This is a genomic window from Sagittula sp. SSi028 (assembly GCF_048553715.1).
In the GTDB taxonomy this organism is placed as follows: Bacteria; Pseudomonadota; Alphaproteobacteria; order Rhodobacterales; family Rhodobacteraceae; genus Sagittula.
The window spans coordinates 84,882-99,337 of sequence record NZ_JBLZNC010000003.1; the positions used below are offsets into that span (position 1 = coordinate 84,882).

The following is a 14,456-nucleotide window of genomic DNA, read 5'->3' on the forward strand; positions in this document are numbered from 1 at the left end:
TGCCTAGTCAAAGGTGCCTGCGACACGACCCAGTAGCATGAAGGCGCGGGAGGTGCGGGTGGCGGCGAAGGATTGGATGTCTTCATCGCTGAGCTGCGATTCCACGTTTGCGAACAGCTGGTCGTAGCGGCGCAGGAAGTGGTGGGCGGCATCGCGGAAGATCGGGTCTTCGCGCATGCGGCCTGCTGCGAGGGCGAGGCTGGAGCGGTCGTGGACCCCGCCCAGAGGCGCGATGGTGCGGCCGCGTTCGCCCTTGGCAAAGGCGCGCCAGACTTCGGGGCGGGCCATGTCGGGGCGTAGGTCATCCATATAGATGCCGTCCTGGCTCATGAGGGTCAGGATATCCTGTGCGGCCTGAATGACCTTGGCGGCATTGCGGTCCTTGAGCGCGCGGCGTAGGGCGGCGAAACCTTCGGTGTCTTCGGCGGTCTCGGGGAAATGCAGCGCCCGGATCAGATCGTCGGTCGAAAGGGGCGGTTGCAGCGCCTCTGCCGGTGTGCCCAGCGAGAGCGTGGGCTGGTCGTCCGCGCCGGAGGGGGCAGGGCTGTGGCCGGGCTGCGGTTCTGCCTGCCGGATGCCGCCGAGCATGGCCAGCGTGGATTCGAGATTGCGGATGCCACCGCCGAGATCGTCGAGCCGTTTGACCACCTGCGGGTGCGGCGGTTGCCCCTTGCCCGCCTGCGACTGGGCCACATAGGCTTGGCGCAGGGCATCGATGGCCGCCTGCAGGCGGGCGCTTTCCTCGCGCATGACGCGGGCGGCGCGGATGGCCATGGCGGCCACCCAGATCATTGACACCGGCAGCACGACCACCAGCAAGGTCACCGCAAATCCGCCGCCCGAGGCGGCCGCGCCCCCTGCCAGAAAATACCACACGGCCACCACCAGCCAGACCACAGACAGCGCGGCTGCGGCGATTTCGACCGATGTCACGGCGTTTGCATCACCTCGCGCATGAAAGCTTTGCGGGGCGTTGCGCGTTTCCTTGGGGTCGGCCATGGGGTGCCTTGCTTATTTGTAGACGATGTTCAGAATTTCGTAGGACTTTTCACCGCCGGGGGTCTTCACCTCGACGCTGTCGCCTTCTTCCTTGCCGATCATCGCGCGCGCAATGGGGGATTTCACGTTGAGCAGGCCTTTTTCGATCGAGGCCTCGTGTTCGCCCACAATCTGCCAGGTCTTTTCCTCGTCGGTGTCTTCGTCCACCACGGTCACTGTGGCGCCGAATTTGATCGGGCCGGACAGGGTTTTGGGGTCGATGACTTCGGCCAGGCCGATGACGGATTCGATTTCCTTGATGCGGCCTTCGATAAAGCCCTGTTTTTCACGCGCGGAATGGTATTCGGCGTTTTCCTTCAGGTCGCCCAGTTCACGCGCCTCTGCAATGGCGGCGATGATGGCGGGACGCTCCACGGATTTGAGCTGTTTCAATTCGACTTCGAGCACGGTGTAGCCCGCGCGGGTAATCAGGATCTTGTCCATTTCGGATCTTCTTTTGCTGAGAGACGCGTTTGCGCAGGGAAACTGTCGCGTGAGACCTTTGATGTAAAGCGTTGTGGGTCCGGTTGCCAACGGGTTTTTGGTTTCACCGGACGTCAGGGCCGGTTTGTGCCGCCGAAGGCTGTGGCGCGAATGATGCATTTATGTGCTAGTGTCATGTTTTTCGGCGGACTGTGACGCTGTGTGACGCCGCGCTTGCATTGACGCCTGCTGCATTGCCGCGATAGGAATTTTGAAATTTTGTTGCGTGGCACAGGGCGCGGTCCGAACCACGTCGGCAGCCAGTCTCTAAAGGGAGTAAGGGATGAGCGAGATCGAACGCGAGTCAATGGAATATGATGTCGTCATCGTCGGTGGCGGCCCGGCCGGTCTGTCGGCCGCGATCCGGCTGAAACAGCTCGACCCCGATCTGGATGTCGTGTTGCTGGAGAAAGGCTCGGAGGTTGGTGCGCATATCCTGTCGGGTGCGGTGCTGGACCCCTGCGGTCTGGACGCGCTGATCCCCGACTGGAAGGAAAAGGGTGCGCCGCTGAACACGCCCGTGACCGAAGACCATTTCTACATGCTGGGCGCCGAGGGCGAGGTCCGCATTCCCAACTGGCCCATGCCCAAGCTGATGGACAACCACGGCAACTACATCGTGTCGATGGGCAACGTCTGCCGCTGGATGGCCGAACAGGCAGAGGCGCTGGGCGTCGAGATCTTCCCCGGCATGGCCTGCTCCGAGCTGGTCTACGGTGACAATGGCGAAGTGCGCGGCGTGATCGCCGGTGTCTTCGGGCTGGAGGAAGACGGCTCTTACGGGCCTAACACCGAGCCGGGGATGGAGCTGCTGGGCAAATACGTCTTCCTGTCCGAGGGCGTGCGCGGATCGCTGGCCAAGGAAGTGATCGCCAAATACGATCTGTCCGCCGGAAAAGAGCCGCAGAAATTCGGCATCGGCATGAAAGAGATCTGGGAGATTGATCCCGCCAAGCACAAGGAAGGCTCTGTCACCCATACCATGGGCTGGCCGCTGAACTCCAACGCAGGCGGCGGGTCGTTCATCTACCACCTCGAGAACAATCAGGTTTACGTGGGCTTTGTAGTGCATCTGAACTACGAAAACCCGCACCTGTACCCCTACATGGAATTCCAGCGCTTCAAGCATCATCCGATGGTGGCCGAGCTGCTCGAAGGCGGCAAGCGCGTGGCCTATGGCGCGCGGGCGATCTCGGAAGGGGGGTATCAGTCGATGCCCAAGATGGTCGCACCGGGTGTGGCGCTGCTGGGCTGTTCCGTGGGCATGGTCAACGTGCCGCGCATCAAGGGCAACCATAACGCCATGCTGTCGGGCAAGGCGGCGGCGGAGGCGGCGGTTGCCGCGCTCAAGGCCGGTCGCGCATCGGACGAGCTGTCGGACTATGAGACCGAAGTGCGCGAGGGCGCGATCGGCAAGGATCTCAAGCCTGTGCGGAACGTCAAGCCGATGTGGTCCAAGTGGGGCATGCTGCCGTCGCTGGCGTTGGGTGGTCTGGACATGTGGACCAACTCGCTGTTCGGGTTCTCGTTCTTCGGCACGCTCAGCCATGGCAAGACCGACGCCGCAGCCACCGGCAAGGCCACCGATCACAAGCCGATCGACTATCCCAAGCCCGACGGCAAGCTGTCGTTCGATCGCCTGACGAACGTGTCTTTCTCGTTCACCAACCACGAGGAAAGCCAGCCCGCCCACCTGAAGCTGAAGGATCCTTCGGTGCCTGTGGCCGTGAACCTGCCCGAATATGCGGGGCCTTCGGCGCGCTACTGTCCGGCAGGGGTTTACGAGTTTGTGGAAAAGGACGGCGAACAGCAGTTTGTCATTAACTTCCAGAACTGCGTGCACTGCAAGACCTGCGACATCAAAGACCCCTCGCAGAACATCAACTGGACGGTGCCGCAGGGCGGCGACGGGCCGAACTACCCCAACATGTAAGGGGTGTGTCCGGCCATGCTTCGGTAAAACAGACAGGCGCGTCCCCTCGGGGGCGCGTTTTGCGTATCTGGGGCCTTAACGACTTCTTCAGATGTCGTGGCCAATCTGGCCATGGGGGCGCATCACAGGGAATGTGACCATGATGCAAAGCCGTGCAGACCGTTGGCCAAGCGCCTGGGGATTCGAGCTGCGTACCGATCAGGGGGATTTCGCTGCGAAGATTGTGAATGTCTCGATCAGCGGGGCCTTTGCGCAGGGCGATCTGCCCTTGGCCACGGGGCAGGCGGTTCGCCTGTCGGCCATGCGCCAGCCGGTCATGGCGCATGTGGTCCGCGTGTCCGAACGGGGGGCCGCATTGAAATTCGACCGCCCGCTAAGCGCCGCGCAACTGGAAAACCTGCGGCAGTATCGTGACCTCGTGTTTATGTGATCGGCCCGTGGGGCTGTGATCTGGGGCCGGTCCATTGCCAAGCCCTGCGGTGCGCTCTAGGATTCGGTGTGAAACGACATCGCAGGAGGCGGGATTTTGACGCATTGGGCAAAGGGCATTCGTGCGACACTCCGGGTCAGCGCATTGGCCGTGGCAGCCGCCACATTGGGCTTTGGCCCCGCGCAGGCCAATGGCATCGCGGGGGACTACCTTGCCGCGCGTCAGGCCAGCTTCCTTGGCGATTTTACGGCCGCAGCGCTGTATTACGGGCGCGCGCTGGAAAATGATCCCGCCCGCCCCGAATTGCTGGAACGCGCCATTCTGGCAGAGATGTCATTGGGCGATTTCGACCGCGCCGCCGAACTGGCGCAGCGGATGGAAGACGCCGACACCCCCTCGCAGATCGCGCGCATGGCCATCATCACGCAGACCGCGTCCGATGAAAGCTACGCCGCCATCATCAAGGCCGTGGATGAAGGCCGCGCCATTGGTCCGCTGGCCGATGGTCTGGTCAAGGCGTGGTCACTGCTGGGCTCCGGCGACATGAGCGCGGCCTTGCTGGCCTTTGACGAGGTGGCCAAGATGCAGGGCCTTGCCCCGTTTGCCGCTTATCACAAGGCGTTGGCGCTGGCCTCTGTCGGGGATTTCGAAACCGCCAGCAGCATCTTCGAGGAAGATCAGGCCGGCGGCATGTCCGGCACCCGACGCGGTGTCATGGCCCGCGCGGAAATCCTGTCCCAGCTTGGCCAGACCGACGCAGCCGTTGAATTGCTGGACGAGAACTTTGGCGCGGATCTGGACCCCGAACTTGCGGAGATGCGCGACACGCTGGCCGCTGGCGACCGCATGCCGTTCAGCCATGTGCGCAGCCCCAAGGACGGCATGGCCGAGGTGTTCTACACCCTCGCGGGCGCGCTCTCGAACGAGGGCAGCGACGAGCTGACGCTGCTTTATGCGCGCATGGCCGAACATCTGCGCCCCGACCACACCGATGCGATCCTGCTGTCGGGTGAATTGCTGTCGGGCATGGGCCGCTACGATCTGGCAGAGCAGACCTTTGAAAAGGTGCCTGCCGAGGATCCGTCCTATCACGCCGCCGTTCTGGGTGAGGCAGAGGCCCTGCGCGAACAGGGCGATGTGGCCGCAGCCATCGACGTGATCGAGGATCTCGCTGATCTTCAGCCGGACCTGACCGTCGCGCACACCAGTCTTGGCGATCTTTACCGCCAAGAGGAACGCTACGCCGAGGCGGTCGATGCCTACACCCGCGCGCTGGACCTGATGGGCGAGGACACGCCGCGCCAGTGGTTCCTGTACTACGCCCGCGCCATCAGCTTTGAGCGTCAGGACCAGTGGGAGGCAGCCGAATCCGATTTCCGCCGCGCGCTGGAGCTGAACCCCGAACAGCCGCAGGTGTTGAACTACCTCGGCTATTCGCTGGTCGAACAGCAGCGCAAGCTGGACGAGGCGCTGGATATGATCGAACGCGCCGTCGCCGCGCGGCCTAATTCCGGCTATATCGTCGACAGCCTTGGTTGGGTTTTGTACCGCCTTGGCCGCTATGAGGAGGCCGTGCCGCATATGGAGCGCGCCGCCGAGCTGATGCCGATCGACCCCGTGGTCAACGACCATCTGGGTGACGTGTATTGGGCCGTGGGCCGCGAACGCGAAGCGGAATTCATGTGGAAACGCGCCCTGTCCTTTGTCGACTGGGGCGATTCCTCGGACGAGGCCAACCCAGACCGGATCAAGCGCAAGCTTGAGGTCGGTCTGGATCAGGTTCTGGCCGAAGAGGGCGCGCCCTCGCTGGAGCAGGCCGCAGCAGGCGCGGGTGGCGATGACGAAGGCTAGGGTCCGCGCCCCGGCCAAGATCAACCTGACCCTGCATGTGACCGGCCAACGCGATGACGGCTATCACCTGCTGGATTCACTGGTGGTGTTCGCGCCGGTCCATGATCTGCTGGAGGTCGGTTTTTCCGCGCGCGGTATGACGCTGTCGGTGTCCGGCCCAGAAGCCGCTGGCGTGCCCTGCGATGACAGCAATCTTGTGCTGCGGGCCGCGCGCCTTGTGTGCGACGACATCTCCGTCAAGCTGACCAAATTTCTGCCTGCGGCCTCTGGCATCGGGGGGGGCTCTGCCGATGCGGCAGCGGTCTTGCGGGCGCTTTTGCTGCGCGGCCTGTCGTTGGACGAGGATCAACTCGGCGCGCGGCTGTCCCATCTCGCCGCCGCGTTGGACCTGCAAAAACTGGGTGCCGATCTGCCTATGTGCATGATGAACCGGCCCCTGCGCGCCACGGGGATTGGTGAGACGCTGACCCCTGTGCCTGATCTGCCGCCGCTGCCCGCCGTGCTGGTCAATCCGCGCAAGCCCGTGTCGACCCCTGCGGTGTTCCGCGCCATGACGCGCCGTGACAACCCGCCGATGCCCGCACATCTGCCCCGCTTTGCCGATGCGGCGGATCTGGTCGCGTTCCTGCAGACGCAGCGCAACGACATGCAGCCCGCCGCAGAAGGGATAGAGCCTGCGGTCGGTCAGGTGCTGGATGCACTGGGGCGCTTGCCGGGCTGTGGTCTGGCGCGGTTGTCCGGCTCTGGCGCCACCTGTTTTGGCCTGTTCGCGGCGGCCACACAGGCGGATCTGGATCAGATGGCCGCAGAGATCCGCGCAGCGCACCCCGATTGGTGGGTCGCGCCCGCGCTTTTGGGGGATGTGTCAGACTGGGGCATGCCCCGGTTTAGCTGACCCGCGCGACCACATAGTCGTTGAGATCGATCAGAAGGTCGCGCAGCTCGCTTTGGGGCAGGGACTGCATGGCCGCTTTGGCTTTGGCCGCCCAGGCCAGCGCCTCTTGCCGCGTCTCTTCCAGCGCGCCGTGTTTGTTCAGCAGGGCCAACGCATGGTCCAGATCGCCCTCTTGCTGGTCGCTCTTTTCGATGACCCGCGTCCAAAAAGCACGCTCTTCGGCATCGGCCTTGGCATGCGCCTTGATCAGCGGCAGCGTCAGTTTGCGCTCGCGGAAATCATCCCCGATGTTCTTGCCGGTGGCGTCACCGCCCCAATAATCCAGCAGGTCATCCACGATCTGAAAGGCAATCCCCAGCGCATCGCCGTAATCGAACAGCGCCTGCACCTCCGGTTCGGGGCGGTCTGCAATCACGCCACCCACCTGCGTGGCCGCCGAAAACAGCGCGGCGGTCTTGCCACGCACAACCTGCAGATAAATCGCCTCTGTCGTCGAAAGATCCTGCGCGGCGGTCAGTTGCAGCACCTCGCCCTCTGCGATGGTGGCGGCGGCGTTGGACAGGATGCGCAGCACCCGCAGATTGCCCGTCTCGGTCATCAGCTGGAACGACCGCGCGAAAAGGTAATCCCCCACCAGAACCGAAGATTTGTTGTCCCACAACAGGTTGGCGGTCTTGCGACCGCGACGCATCAGGCTTTCGTCGACCACATCATCGTGCAGCAGCGTCGCGGTGTGGATGAACTCCACCGTCGAGGCGAGATGCACATGATAGGGGCCGTCGTAGCCGCACAGCTTGGCCGCGGCGAGCGTCAGCAGGGGGCGCAAACGTTTGCCGCCTGCCTCGACCAGATAGGCCGTCACCTCTGGGATGCGCGGCGCATGTTCCGACGCCATGCGGTCGCGGATCAGGGCGTTGACCGCATCCATTTCCGGGGCCAGCAGCTGGGCCAGACGTTCGTGCGGTTTGCCATTTCGCTGATCCAACATCGCTCTCCCCCTTGAGGCTCGACAGGCGCGCGTCCTGTCCTTACATCACACCCATGCAAGAGCTTCTACGCACCACCGACATCACTTTGATCCCGCTGGTCAAAACCCTTCTGGATGGCGAGGATATACCCAGCTTTGAGCTGGACGTAAATATGAGCATCCTCGAAGGCAGCATCGGCATTTTGCCGCGCCGCCTGATGGTGCGAGCGGATGATCTGGACCGCGCGCGGCGTGTTCTGGAACTGGCGGGGGTGAACCTTGCGGGGTGATCCCTTTGCCGCGCAGGATTTGACCTGTGATGCGATGCTGGGCGGTAAAACCCATATCTTTCAACCGCGTGAGGGGTATCGCGCGGGCACGGACCCGGTTTTGCTGGCGGCCAGCGTACAGGCGCGCAGCGGCCAGTCGGTGCTGGATCTGGGCTGCGGCGGCGGGGTTGCGCTGTGCTGTCTGGGGGCGCGGGTGGCGGGCTTGCAGCTAGCGGGGCTGGAGCTGCAGCCGGGCTATGCGGATCTCGCGCGGCGCAACCTCGATCACAATGGGTTGACCGGAACGATCTGGACGGGGGACGTGGCCTGCCCGCCCGCCGATCTGCGGGCGCAGAACTTTGACCACGTCATCGCCAATCCGCCGTACTTTGAGACCGCACGCGGGGTGGTTGCCCGAGACAGTGGGCGCGGTACGGGGCGGGCGGGCGAAATCCCGCTGGACGTCTGGGTGGCCACGGCGGCCAAACGCCTGCGCCCGCGCGGCTATGCAACCTTTATCCAGCGCATCGAACGGTTGCCGGAACTGATGGCGGCGATGCACGGTCATCTGGGCTCGCTCGAATTGCTGCCATTGCTGCCGCGCACGGGGCGTCCTCCCCGTCTTTTCCTGATCCGTGGGCGCAAGAACGGGCGGGCGCCCTTTGTCTGCCACACGCCGCGCCCAATCCATCCCGACACGATTCGGCCCGAGCAGCCCGACAACTATACCGAGAGCTTCCGCAACGTCATGTTATTGGGCAAAGCGTTGGATTTTGCCACGCCGCAAAGCTGAATCTTGCCGATTCTAAAAGTTTTGTGAAGCATTCTTGCAGCTGCGGCGTGACAGGTGGCCTGTGATGTGCTGCACTGGACTCCTGAACCCCAACGAAAGGAGTATCCAATGAGCTTGAGTTCGCATCTGCAGGAACTGAAGAGGAAACACCAAACACTTTCGGACAAGGTCGAGGCGGCACAACGTGCGCCTGGCACAAATGATCTGCACATCGCGGACATGAAGAAGCAGAAACTGCGGATCAAGGAGGAAATCGCGAGACTTTCGACCACCGCCTGACGCCCCGGGCGAGGGTGGCCTGTCTCGGCTCTGGCCGGGGCAGGTCTGATGTGGTCATGGCCGCAGCACGGAAACCAGCGTTTTGCCTTCGATGCCCGAAGGCAGCGCCCTGATTTCCCCGAACAACCAGTCCTTGAACGCGGCAATCTGCGGTCGCTGCTCTGTGCCTGTGGGGCAAAGAAACCGGAACCGCGCGGGCGTTGCCAGCATGATGTCGTATGGCGCGACCAGCTGTCCGCTGGCCAGCAGGCCTTGTGCCAGCGAGGTGCGCGACAGGGCCACGCCGCCCCCCGCCAGCGCCGCATCCAGCGCATGATCCACCTGCGAAAAACTGGTCGCCACCGTTGGCCGGTGGTCGATCCCGCAGGCGGCAAACCACGCCTGCCAATCCGGCGCAGGGTCCAGAAACGCGTGCGAGCTGTCTTCGATCAGCGGCGCCATGCGCAGGCTTTCAGGAGTGGGGTAGCGCGCGGCCAAATCCGGACGCATCAGCGGCGCGATCCCCTCGTCGATGAGGGTCTCTGAGAACAGACCCTCATCGGGGCCAAGGCCGTAACGAATGGCCACATCGACCTCGTCACGCTGGAAATCGAACCGCCGCAAGCCCGCCAGAAACCGCAGTTCGATGTCCGGATGCGCCTGCGCAAAGCCGTACAGGCGCGGGGCGAGGCATTTTGCCGTAAACCCCGGACCCGCCGTCACCGTCAACACCGCACCATCCAGACTGCGCCGCACCGCACGCCACGCGCTGTTGAGCCGGTCGAACCCCTCGCTCAGCTCAGGTGCCAGCATCTGCCCCGCCTGCGTCAATGTCACGGCGCGGTTCAGGCGGTGGAACAGCGGCGCCCCCAGCTCCGTCTCCAGAGATTTGATCTGAAACGACAGGGCCGCCGGGGTCACATGCAATTCCTGCGCGGCCTTGGCAAAGGACATGTGACGCGCCGCAGCCTCAAAAGCGCGCAGCGCGGTCAGCGGGGGCAGGCGGTCCGGCATCAGATCCTCCGTCAGAAAAGATATTCTTAACTGATAGCATAAGATGTCTCGTTTGTCGCCTTTGATCTGCGCCGCTATCTCATACCCAATCAAGACAGGCTTTAGTGAAAGGGGCCCGACATGCTGGAATCTGCTATCGACACGCGCCACCGCGCCGCGATCCGTGCCGCTCATGACGCCCGAGGCACCATGATGCGCGACGTCTGGCGTGCGCTGTTTCTTCGCCGCAACTGACCGCAGGGCATATGTCCCGACGGTCTGGCAAAGACCCAAGCGCCCCCGAACCTGATGGCTGCGGGGGCGCTTTTTGTTTCTCGGGCAAGGCGGCTTAATCCGTGATCGGCTCCAGCAACTGCTCCAGCTTGTCGCGCAGATGTTCGTGCTGACGGGGCAGTTTCAGCGCCTCGCCCAGATGGGCGAGGTCTTCGTCGCGGTCGAATCCCGGCTCGTTTGTGGCCACCTCGAACAGCACACCACCGGGCGTGCGGAAATAGATCGCCCAGAAATAATCACGGTCAATCACAGGGGTGACGTGGTAGCCGGTGTCGAGCAGGGCGCGCCGCACCTCCTGTTGCGCGGCACGGTCATCTACAGAGAACGCGATGTGATGCACCGATCCCGCCCCCTGCGCGGCAGGGGCTGCGTCGACTTCGGTGATGTCGATGACCTGCGCGTCATTGCCGCCCTCGATGCGGAAGCGGGTGACATTGTCTGTCGTGTCCTCGCGGCTATATCCCATAAAGCGCAACAACTCGGCGCTGGCCTGCGCATCGCGGGGGGACAGACGCATGTCCGCAGAATGAAAGCCGCGAATGGCCACGTCTTCGGGGACCTCTGCGGCCCAAGGGGGGCGGCTGTCCTCCGTCTCGACCAGCGCAAAGCCGTCGCCATCGGGGCCTTTGAACGCCAGCCGCGCCTCGCCCAGCCGCTCGCTGCGGGTCAGCCCTGCGACGTTGAATGTGTCCAGCCGGTCCTGCCAATAGGGCAGGGCACCACGCGGCACCGAAAAGGCGGTGGTCCCGACCTCGCCGGTCCCGGCGCGGCCGCGCGCCGCATGGGGGAACGGGAAGTAGGTCATCACCGTGCCCGGCGCGCCTGCGGCATCGCCGTAATACAGGTGGTAGACGTCCGGCGCGTCAAAATTCACCGTCTTCTTCACCCGGCGCAAACCCAGCGTTTTTGTGAAAAAGCTGTTGTTCTCCTGCGCGCTTGAGGCGAGCGAGGTGACGTGATGCAATCCATTGATCTGTTTCAACATGGCGTATCCTCCGGTTTGCGCGGAATATAGGCTGTGCTTGGGCGCAGGGTATTCGGGGAATTTGCGCGGGAATGGTGCGCCATCGCACGAAAAAGCCCCGGCCAAATGACCGGGGCTACGATAGGGTGCAGTAAACCCATCAAATGTTAGACGAAAAACTGGCCGCCGTTTGCGGAAATCGTCGATCCATTGATGAAGCCGGCATCGTCAGAGGCAAGGAAAGTCACGCAGCGCGCGATCTCTTCGGGTTCGCCCAGACGGCCTGTGGGGATCTGGCCAATGATCGATTCGCGGACCTTTTCCGGCACGGCCATCACCATCTCTGTGGCGATATAGCCGGGGCAGATGGCGTTTGCGGTGATGCCTGCGCGCGCGCCCTCTTGGGCCAGCGATTTGACGATCCCAAGATCGCCTGCCTTGGTCGCGGCATAATTGACCTGCGCGAACTGCCCCTTTTGGCCGTTGATCGACGAGATCACGATCACACGCCCGAATTTACGCTCGCGCATGCCCGGCCAGATCGGATGGATGGTGTTGAACACGCCGGTCAGGTTGGTGTCCACGACCTCTTTCCACTGGTCCGGTGTCATCTTGTGGAACGGCGCGTCGCGGGTAATGCCCGCGTTGGCCACGACGACGTCGATCGGACCCAGATCGGCCTCGACCTGAGCAAGTCCGGCTTTGGAGGCCTCGTAATCCGCGACATTCCACTTGTAGGTCTTGATGCCGGTCGCCTCGGTGAAAGCGGCGGCTTTTTCATCGTTGCCAGCGTAAGTCGCCGCAACTTCATAGCCTTCGGCCTTCAACGCTTTGGAAATTGCTTCTCCGATGCCGCGGCTTCCGCCGGTGACGAGTGCAACTCTTGCCATTTGGGTCTCCTCCCAGTCGTATTTTTTTATGGTAACTTTGTTATCAATATATCACAAAAGTAACAACAATATTGCGCATCGGGTCTGCGAGGTGCGGCGTTTTTGCACCTGCAGCATGGCTGTGTCGGGTAAAAGGCAGGCATCCTCGCGTTCCATTCCTCCCTCGCGGCCACAAAAAAGGGGCACCGCACGGGCGCCCCTTTGATGCGGTCAATAGAAGCTTACGGGCGCTCAAGACACATGGCAACGCCCATACCGCCGCCGATGCACAAAGTTGCCAGACCTTTCTTGGCGTTGCGGCGCTTCATCTCGAACAGCAGGGTGTTCAGGACGCGCGCGCCCGACGCGCCGATGGGGTGGCCGATGGCAATCGCGCCGCCGTTGACGTTCACGATCTCGGGGTTCCAGCCCATGTCCTTGTTCACGGCGCAGGCCTGCGCGGCGAAGGCTTCGTTGGCTTCGACCAGATCCAGATCTTCCGGCTTCCAGCCCGCTTTTTCCAGCGCCTTGCGCGAGGCATAGACGGGACCCACGCCCATGATGGATGGGTCCAGACCGGCCGTTGCATAGGACACGATGCGGGCCAGCGGCTCGATCCCGCGCTTTTCCGCCTCGTCCGCCGTCATCAGCAGCGCACCGGCGGCGCCGTCATTGAGACCCGAGGCATTGCCCGCCGTGACCGACCCGTCACGGGTAAAGGCCGGGCGCAGTTTCTGCATGTTCTCGATCACCGCGCCGTGGCGGATGTATTCGTCCTTATCCATCACGATTTCGCCCTTGCGGGTCTTGATCGTGAAGGGGATCACCTCGTCGTCGAACTTGCCGGCCTTTTGCGCGGCCTCGGCCTTGTTCTGGGAGGCGAGAGCGAATTCATCCTGCATCTCGCGGCTGATCTGCCATTGTTCGGCGACATTCTCGGCGGTCTGGCCCATGTGGTAGCCGTTGAACGCATCCCACAGGCCGTCGCGAATCATCGTGTCGATGTACTGCACATCGCCCATTTTATAGCCGTTGCGCAGGTTTTGCGCGTGGGGGCTCATGGACATGTTTTCCTGACCACCGGCGCATACGATGGCCGCGTCGCCCAGCTGGATGTGCTGAGCGGCCAGCGCCACGGCCCGCAGGCCCGATCCGCAGACCTGATTGATGGACCAAGCGGCGGATTCGATGGGCAGACCTGCATTCACATGGGCCTGACGTGCGGGGTTCTGCCCTTGGGCTGCGGTCAATACCTGACCCAAAATCGTCTCGGAAACCTCACCTTTTTCGATGCCGGCGCGCGCGACCAGTGCTTCCAGAACAGCGGCGCCCAGATCGTGGGCGGGGGTGTTCGCAAAAGAACCGCCAAAGCTGCCAACTCCGGTGCGGGCGGCGCTTGCGATAACGACGTTTGTCATGTGGTGTCCTCCAGACCTGGCGTGTCTGCACCTGCCGAAATTGGCGATCCGCTCCCTGCGGGGTGCTTCTGTCGCGCCTGTCAGGTCCCTGAATTAACCCATTTGCCGTCGCAGAAAAAGAGGTTCCGTGCGATGCGGCGGTGCGGCATAGGCTACGCGCGTTTGCGGCTGTTGGCCTCGCGCCACGTCGGGGTGACCGTGGGCGCGCCGTAGAAAAAGCCCTGAAGGCAGTCCACGCCAATGGCTTGCAAGCAGTCTGCATCCGCGCCGCTCTCGATGCTTTCGGCGACGGTGAACATATCAAATTGCACAGCGATCTGCACGATCGCCGAGACGAGCACCTGATTGTCGGGGTCTGCCGCAATCCCCTTACAAAAAGCGCCGTCAATTTTCAGCACATCAAAGCTGAAATCCTTGAAGTGGCGCAGCGCCGTGTACCCTTGCCCGAAATCGTCGATGGCAAAGGTGATTCCCTTGACCTGCAGGTCCTGCATGAAAGTCACCACAAGTTCGGGCACCAGCATGGCAGACTGTTCCGTGATTTCCAGAATAAGCCGTTCCGCCACAGTCGGATCCGCCGCCAGTCCACGGTTGAGCGTGCGCATCCACTTTTTATATCCGATGGATCGGGCAGACATGTTGATGGACAGTCGCAATTCGGGCACGCGGGCGAGCTCGGCCAGGCCTTTCTCCAATGCGATACAGTCCAGCAGCCGCCCGTATTCCGTGCTTTCAACCGCATCAATGAAATCGGCGGCAGGGATCACGCGGCCGGTTTCGTCCAGAACGCGGATCAGCCCCTCGTGAAAGGCGATGCGATCCGGATGGACCGAGGTCACCACGGGCTGGAACGCCAGCATGACCTGCCGGTGCTGGATGGCGCGGCGTACCATATCAATTGTACCGGCATCACGCGCAGTTACGGCATGATCCAGCGGATTACGCGGACCTGTCATGATCTTTCCCATTTTCCAGCTCCGACCTGTGGCAGAGCCCCCAAC

General features: G+C 62.8%; 15 protein-coding genes. 7 read left to right on the forward strand and 8 right to left on the reverse strand.

What is annotated here, in order from left to right; translation table 11 throughout:
* Positions 1 to 3: 3 nt before the first annotated feature.
* Entirely contained in the window at positions 4 to 999 is a 996-nt protein-coding gene (locus ACN5AZ_RS06580) for a hypothetical protein (RefSeq protein ID WP_419428067.1), read from the reverse strand.
* A gap of 12 nt (positions 1,000 to 1,011) precedes the next feature.
* Positions 1,012 to 1,482: a transcription elongation factor GreA gene (gene greA, locus ACN5AZ_RS06585; protein ID WP_419428068.1), complete on the reverse strand. Its 471-nt coding sequence runs from the start codon at positions 1,480 to 1,482 to the stop codon at positions 1,012 to 1,014.
* A 322-nt stretch (positions 1,483 to 1,804) separates the two neighbouring features.
* Between greA and ACN5AZ_RS06590 the strand changes: the two genes are divergently transcribed.
* The 4 genes from ACN5AZ_RS06590 (at position 1,805) to ACN5AZ_RS06605 (ending at position 6,630) form a co-directional block, all read left to right on the forward strand.
* Positions 1,805 to 3,454: a 4Fe-4S dicluster domain-containing protein gene (locus tag ACN5AZ_RS06590; protein WP_419428069.1), complete on the forward strand. Its 1,650-nt coding sequence runs from the start codon at positions 1,805 to 1,807 to the stop codon at positions 3,452 to 3,454.
* 139 nt (positions 3,455 to 3,593) lie between these two features.
* Positions 3,594 to 3,884 carry a PilZ domain-containing protein gene (locus ACN5AZ_RS06595; protein ID WP_419428070.1) on the forward strand — a complete coding sequence of 97 codons (291 nt, stop codon included), beginning with the start codon at positions 3,594 to 3,596 and terminating at the stop codon, positions 3,882 to 3,884.
* Positions 3,885 to 3,980: 96 nt separating this feature from the next.
* Positions 3,981 to 5,735, forward strand: a complete 1,755-nt coding sequence (locus ACN5AZ_RS06600; RefSeq protein WP_419428071.1) for a tetratricopeptide repeat protein — start codon at positions 3,981 to 3,983, stop codon at positions 5,733 to 5,735.
* Positions 5,722 to 6,630, forward strand: coding sequence for a 4-(cytidine 5'-diphospho)-2-C-methyl-D-erythritol kinase (locus ACN5AZ_RS06605; protein ID WP_419428072.1), 909 nt, complete (start codon positions 5,722 to 5,724; stop codon positions 6,628 to 6,630). Before ACN5AZ_RS06600 ends, ACN5AZ_RS06605 begins: the two co-directional genes overlap by 14 nt.
* On the opposite strand, the gene ACN5AZ_RS06610 is transcribed toward ACN5AZ_RS06605, so the two are convergent.
* Positions 6,623 to 7,618 carry a polyprenyl synthetase family protein gene (locus tag ACN5AZ_RS06610; protein ID WP_419428073.1) on the reverse strand — a complete coding sequence of 332 codons (996 nt, stop codon included), beginning with the start codon at positions 7,616 to 7,618 and terminating at the stop codon, positions 6,623 to 6,625. The genes ACN5AZ_RS06605 and ACN5AZ_RS06610 overlap by 8 nt on opposite strands.
* A gap of 53 nt (positions 7,619 to 7,671) precedes the next feature.
* Between ACN5AZ_RS06610 and ACN5AZ_RS06615 the strand changes: the two genes are divergently transcribed.
* From ACN5AZ_RS06615 to ACN5AZ_RS06625, 3 genes are all read left to right on the forward strand, one after another.
* Complete coding sequence (locus ACN5AZ_RS06615; protein ID WP_419428074.1) at positions 7,672 to 7,887, forward strand: DUF2007 domain-containing protein; 216 nt, start codon at positions 7,672 to 7,674, stop codon at positions 7,885 to 7,887.
* Positions 7,877 to 8,659, forward strand: a complete 783-nt coding sequence (locus ACN5AZ_RS06620) for a tRNA1(Val) (adenine(37)-N6)-methyltransferase (protein WP_419428075.1) — start codon at positions 7,877 to 7,879, stop codon at positions 8,657 to 8,659. The genes ACN5AZ_RS06615 and ACN5AZ_RS06620 overlap by 11 nt, the downstream gene beginning before the upstream one ends.
* A 108-nt stretch (positions 8,660 to 8,767) precedes the next feature.
* Complete coding sequence (locus ACN5AZ_RS06625; protein ID WP_419428076.1) at positions 8,768 to 8,938, forward strand: YdcH family protein; 171 nt, start codon at positions 8,768 to 8,770, stop codon at positions 8,936 to 8,938.
* Between the two features lie 54 nt (positions 8,939 to 8,992).
* Here ACN5AZ_RS06625 and gcvA read toward each other — a convergent pair whose 3' ends face one another.
* From gcvA to ACN5AZ_RS06650, 5 genes are all read right to left on the reverse strand, one after another.
* On the reverse strand, positions 8,993 to 9,931 hold the full coding sequence (gene gcvA / locus ACN5AZ_RS06630) for a transcriptional regulator GcvA (RefSeq protein WP_419428077.1): 939 nt from the start codon (positions 9,929 to 9,931) through the stop codon (positions 8,993 to 8,995).
* A gap of 328 nt (positions 9,932 to 10,259) precedes the next feature.
* A complete protein-coding gene (locus ACN5AZ_RS06635; protein WP_419428078.1) occupies positions 10,260 to 11,189 on the reverse strand; it encodes a VOC family protein in 930 nt (309 codons plus the stop codon).
* A 146-nt stretch (positions 11,190 to 11,335) separates the two neighbouring features.
* The gene (gene phbB / locus ACN5AZ_RS06640; protein ID WP_419428079.1) at positions 11,336 to 12,058 is read right to left on the reverse strand and encodes an acetoacetyl-CoA reductase; all 723 of its coding nucleotides are present in this window, start codon (positions 12,056 to 12,058) and stop codon (positions 11,336 to 11,338) included.
* A 221-nt stretch (positions 12,059 to 12,279) separates the two neighbouring features.
* Positions 12,280 to 13,455 carry an acetyl-CoA C-acetyltransferase gene (locus ACN5AZ_RS06645; protein WP_419428080.1) on the reverse strand — a complete coding sequence of 392 codons (1,176 nt, stop codon included), beginning with the start codon at positions 13,453 to 13,455 and terminating at the stop codon, positions 12,280 to 12,282.
* Between the two features lie 152 nt (positions 13,456 to 13,607).
* Complete coding sequence (locus ACN5AZ_RS06650) at positions 13,608 to 14,411, reverse strand: EAL domain-containing protein (RefSeq protein WP_419428081.1); 804 nt, start codon at positions 14,409 to 14,411, stop codon at positions 13,608 to 13,610.
* Positions 14,412 to 14,456: the final 45 nt, after the last annotated feature.

Bases quoted from the DNA above. Each gene is read 5' to 3' on its own strand.
- ACN5AZ_RS06595 (WP_419428070.1), top strand. From the start codon at position 3,594: ATGATGCAAAGCCGTGCAGACCGTTGGCCAAGCGCCTGGGGATTCGAG.
- ACN5AZ_RS06625 (WP_419428076.1), top strand. From the start codon at position 8,768: ATGAGCTTGAGTTCGCATCTGCAGGAACTGAAGAGGAAACACCAAACA.
- ACN5AZ_RS06635 (WP_419428078.1), bottom strand. From the start codon at position 11,189: ATGTTGAAACAGATCAATGGATTGCATCACGTCACCTCGCTCGCCTCA.
- phbB (WP_419428079.1), bottom strand. From the start codon at position 12,058: ATGGCAAGAGTTGCACTCGTCACCGGCGGAAGCCGCGGCATCGGAGAA.
- ACN5AZ_RS06610 (WP_419428073.1), bottom strand. From the start codon at position 7,618: ATGTTGGATCAGCGAAATGGCAAACCGCACGAACGTCTGGCCCAGCTG.
- greA (WP_419428068.1), bottom strand. From the start codon at position 1,482: ATGGACAAGATCCTGATTACCCGCGCGGGCTACACCGTGCTCGAAGTC.
- ACN5AZ_RS06590 (WP_419428069.1), top strand. From the start codon at position 1,805: ATGAGCGAGATCGAACGCGAGTCAATGGAATATGATGTCGTCATCGTC.
- gcvA (WP_419428077.1), bottom strand. From the start codon at position 9,931: ATGCCGGACCGCCTGCCCCCGCTGACCGCGCTGCGCGCTTTTGAGGCT.
- ACN5AZ_RS06650 (WP_419428081.1), bottom strand. From the start codon at position 14,411: ATGACAGGTCCGCGTAATCCGCTGGATCATGCCGTAACTGCGCGTGAT.
- ACN5AZ_RS06615 (WP_419428074.1), top strand. From the start codon at position 7,672: ATGCAAGAGCTTCTACGCACCACCGACATCACTTTGATCCCGCTGGTC.
- ACN5AZ_RS06645 (WP_419428080.1), bottom strand. From the start codon at position 13,455: ATGACAAACGTCGTTATCGCAAGCGCCGCCCGCACCGGAGTTGGCAGC.
- ACN5AZ_RS06605 (WP_419428072.1), top strand. From the start codon at position 5,722: ATGACGAAGGCTAGGGTCCGCGCCCCGGCCAAGATCAACCTGACCCTG.
- ACN5AZ_RS06580 (WP_419428067.1), bottom strand. From the start codon at position 999: ATGGCCGACCCCAAGGAAACGCGCAACGCCCCGCAAAGCTTTCATGCG.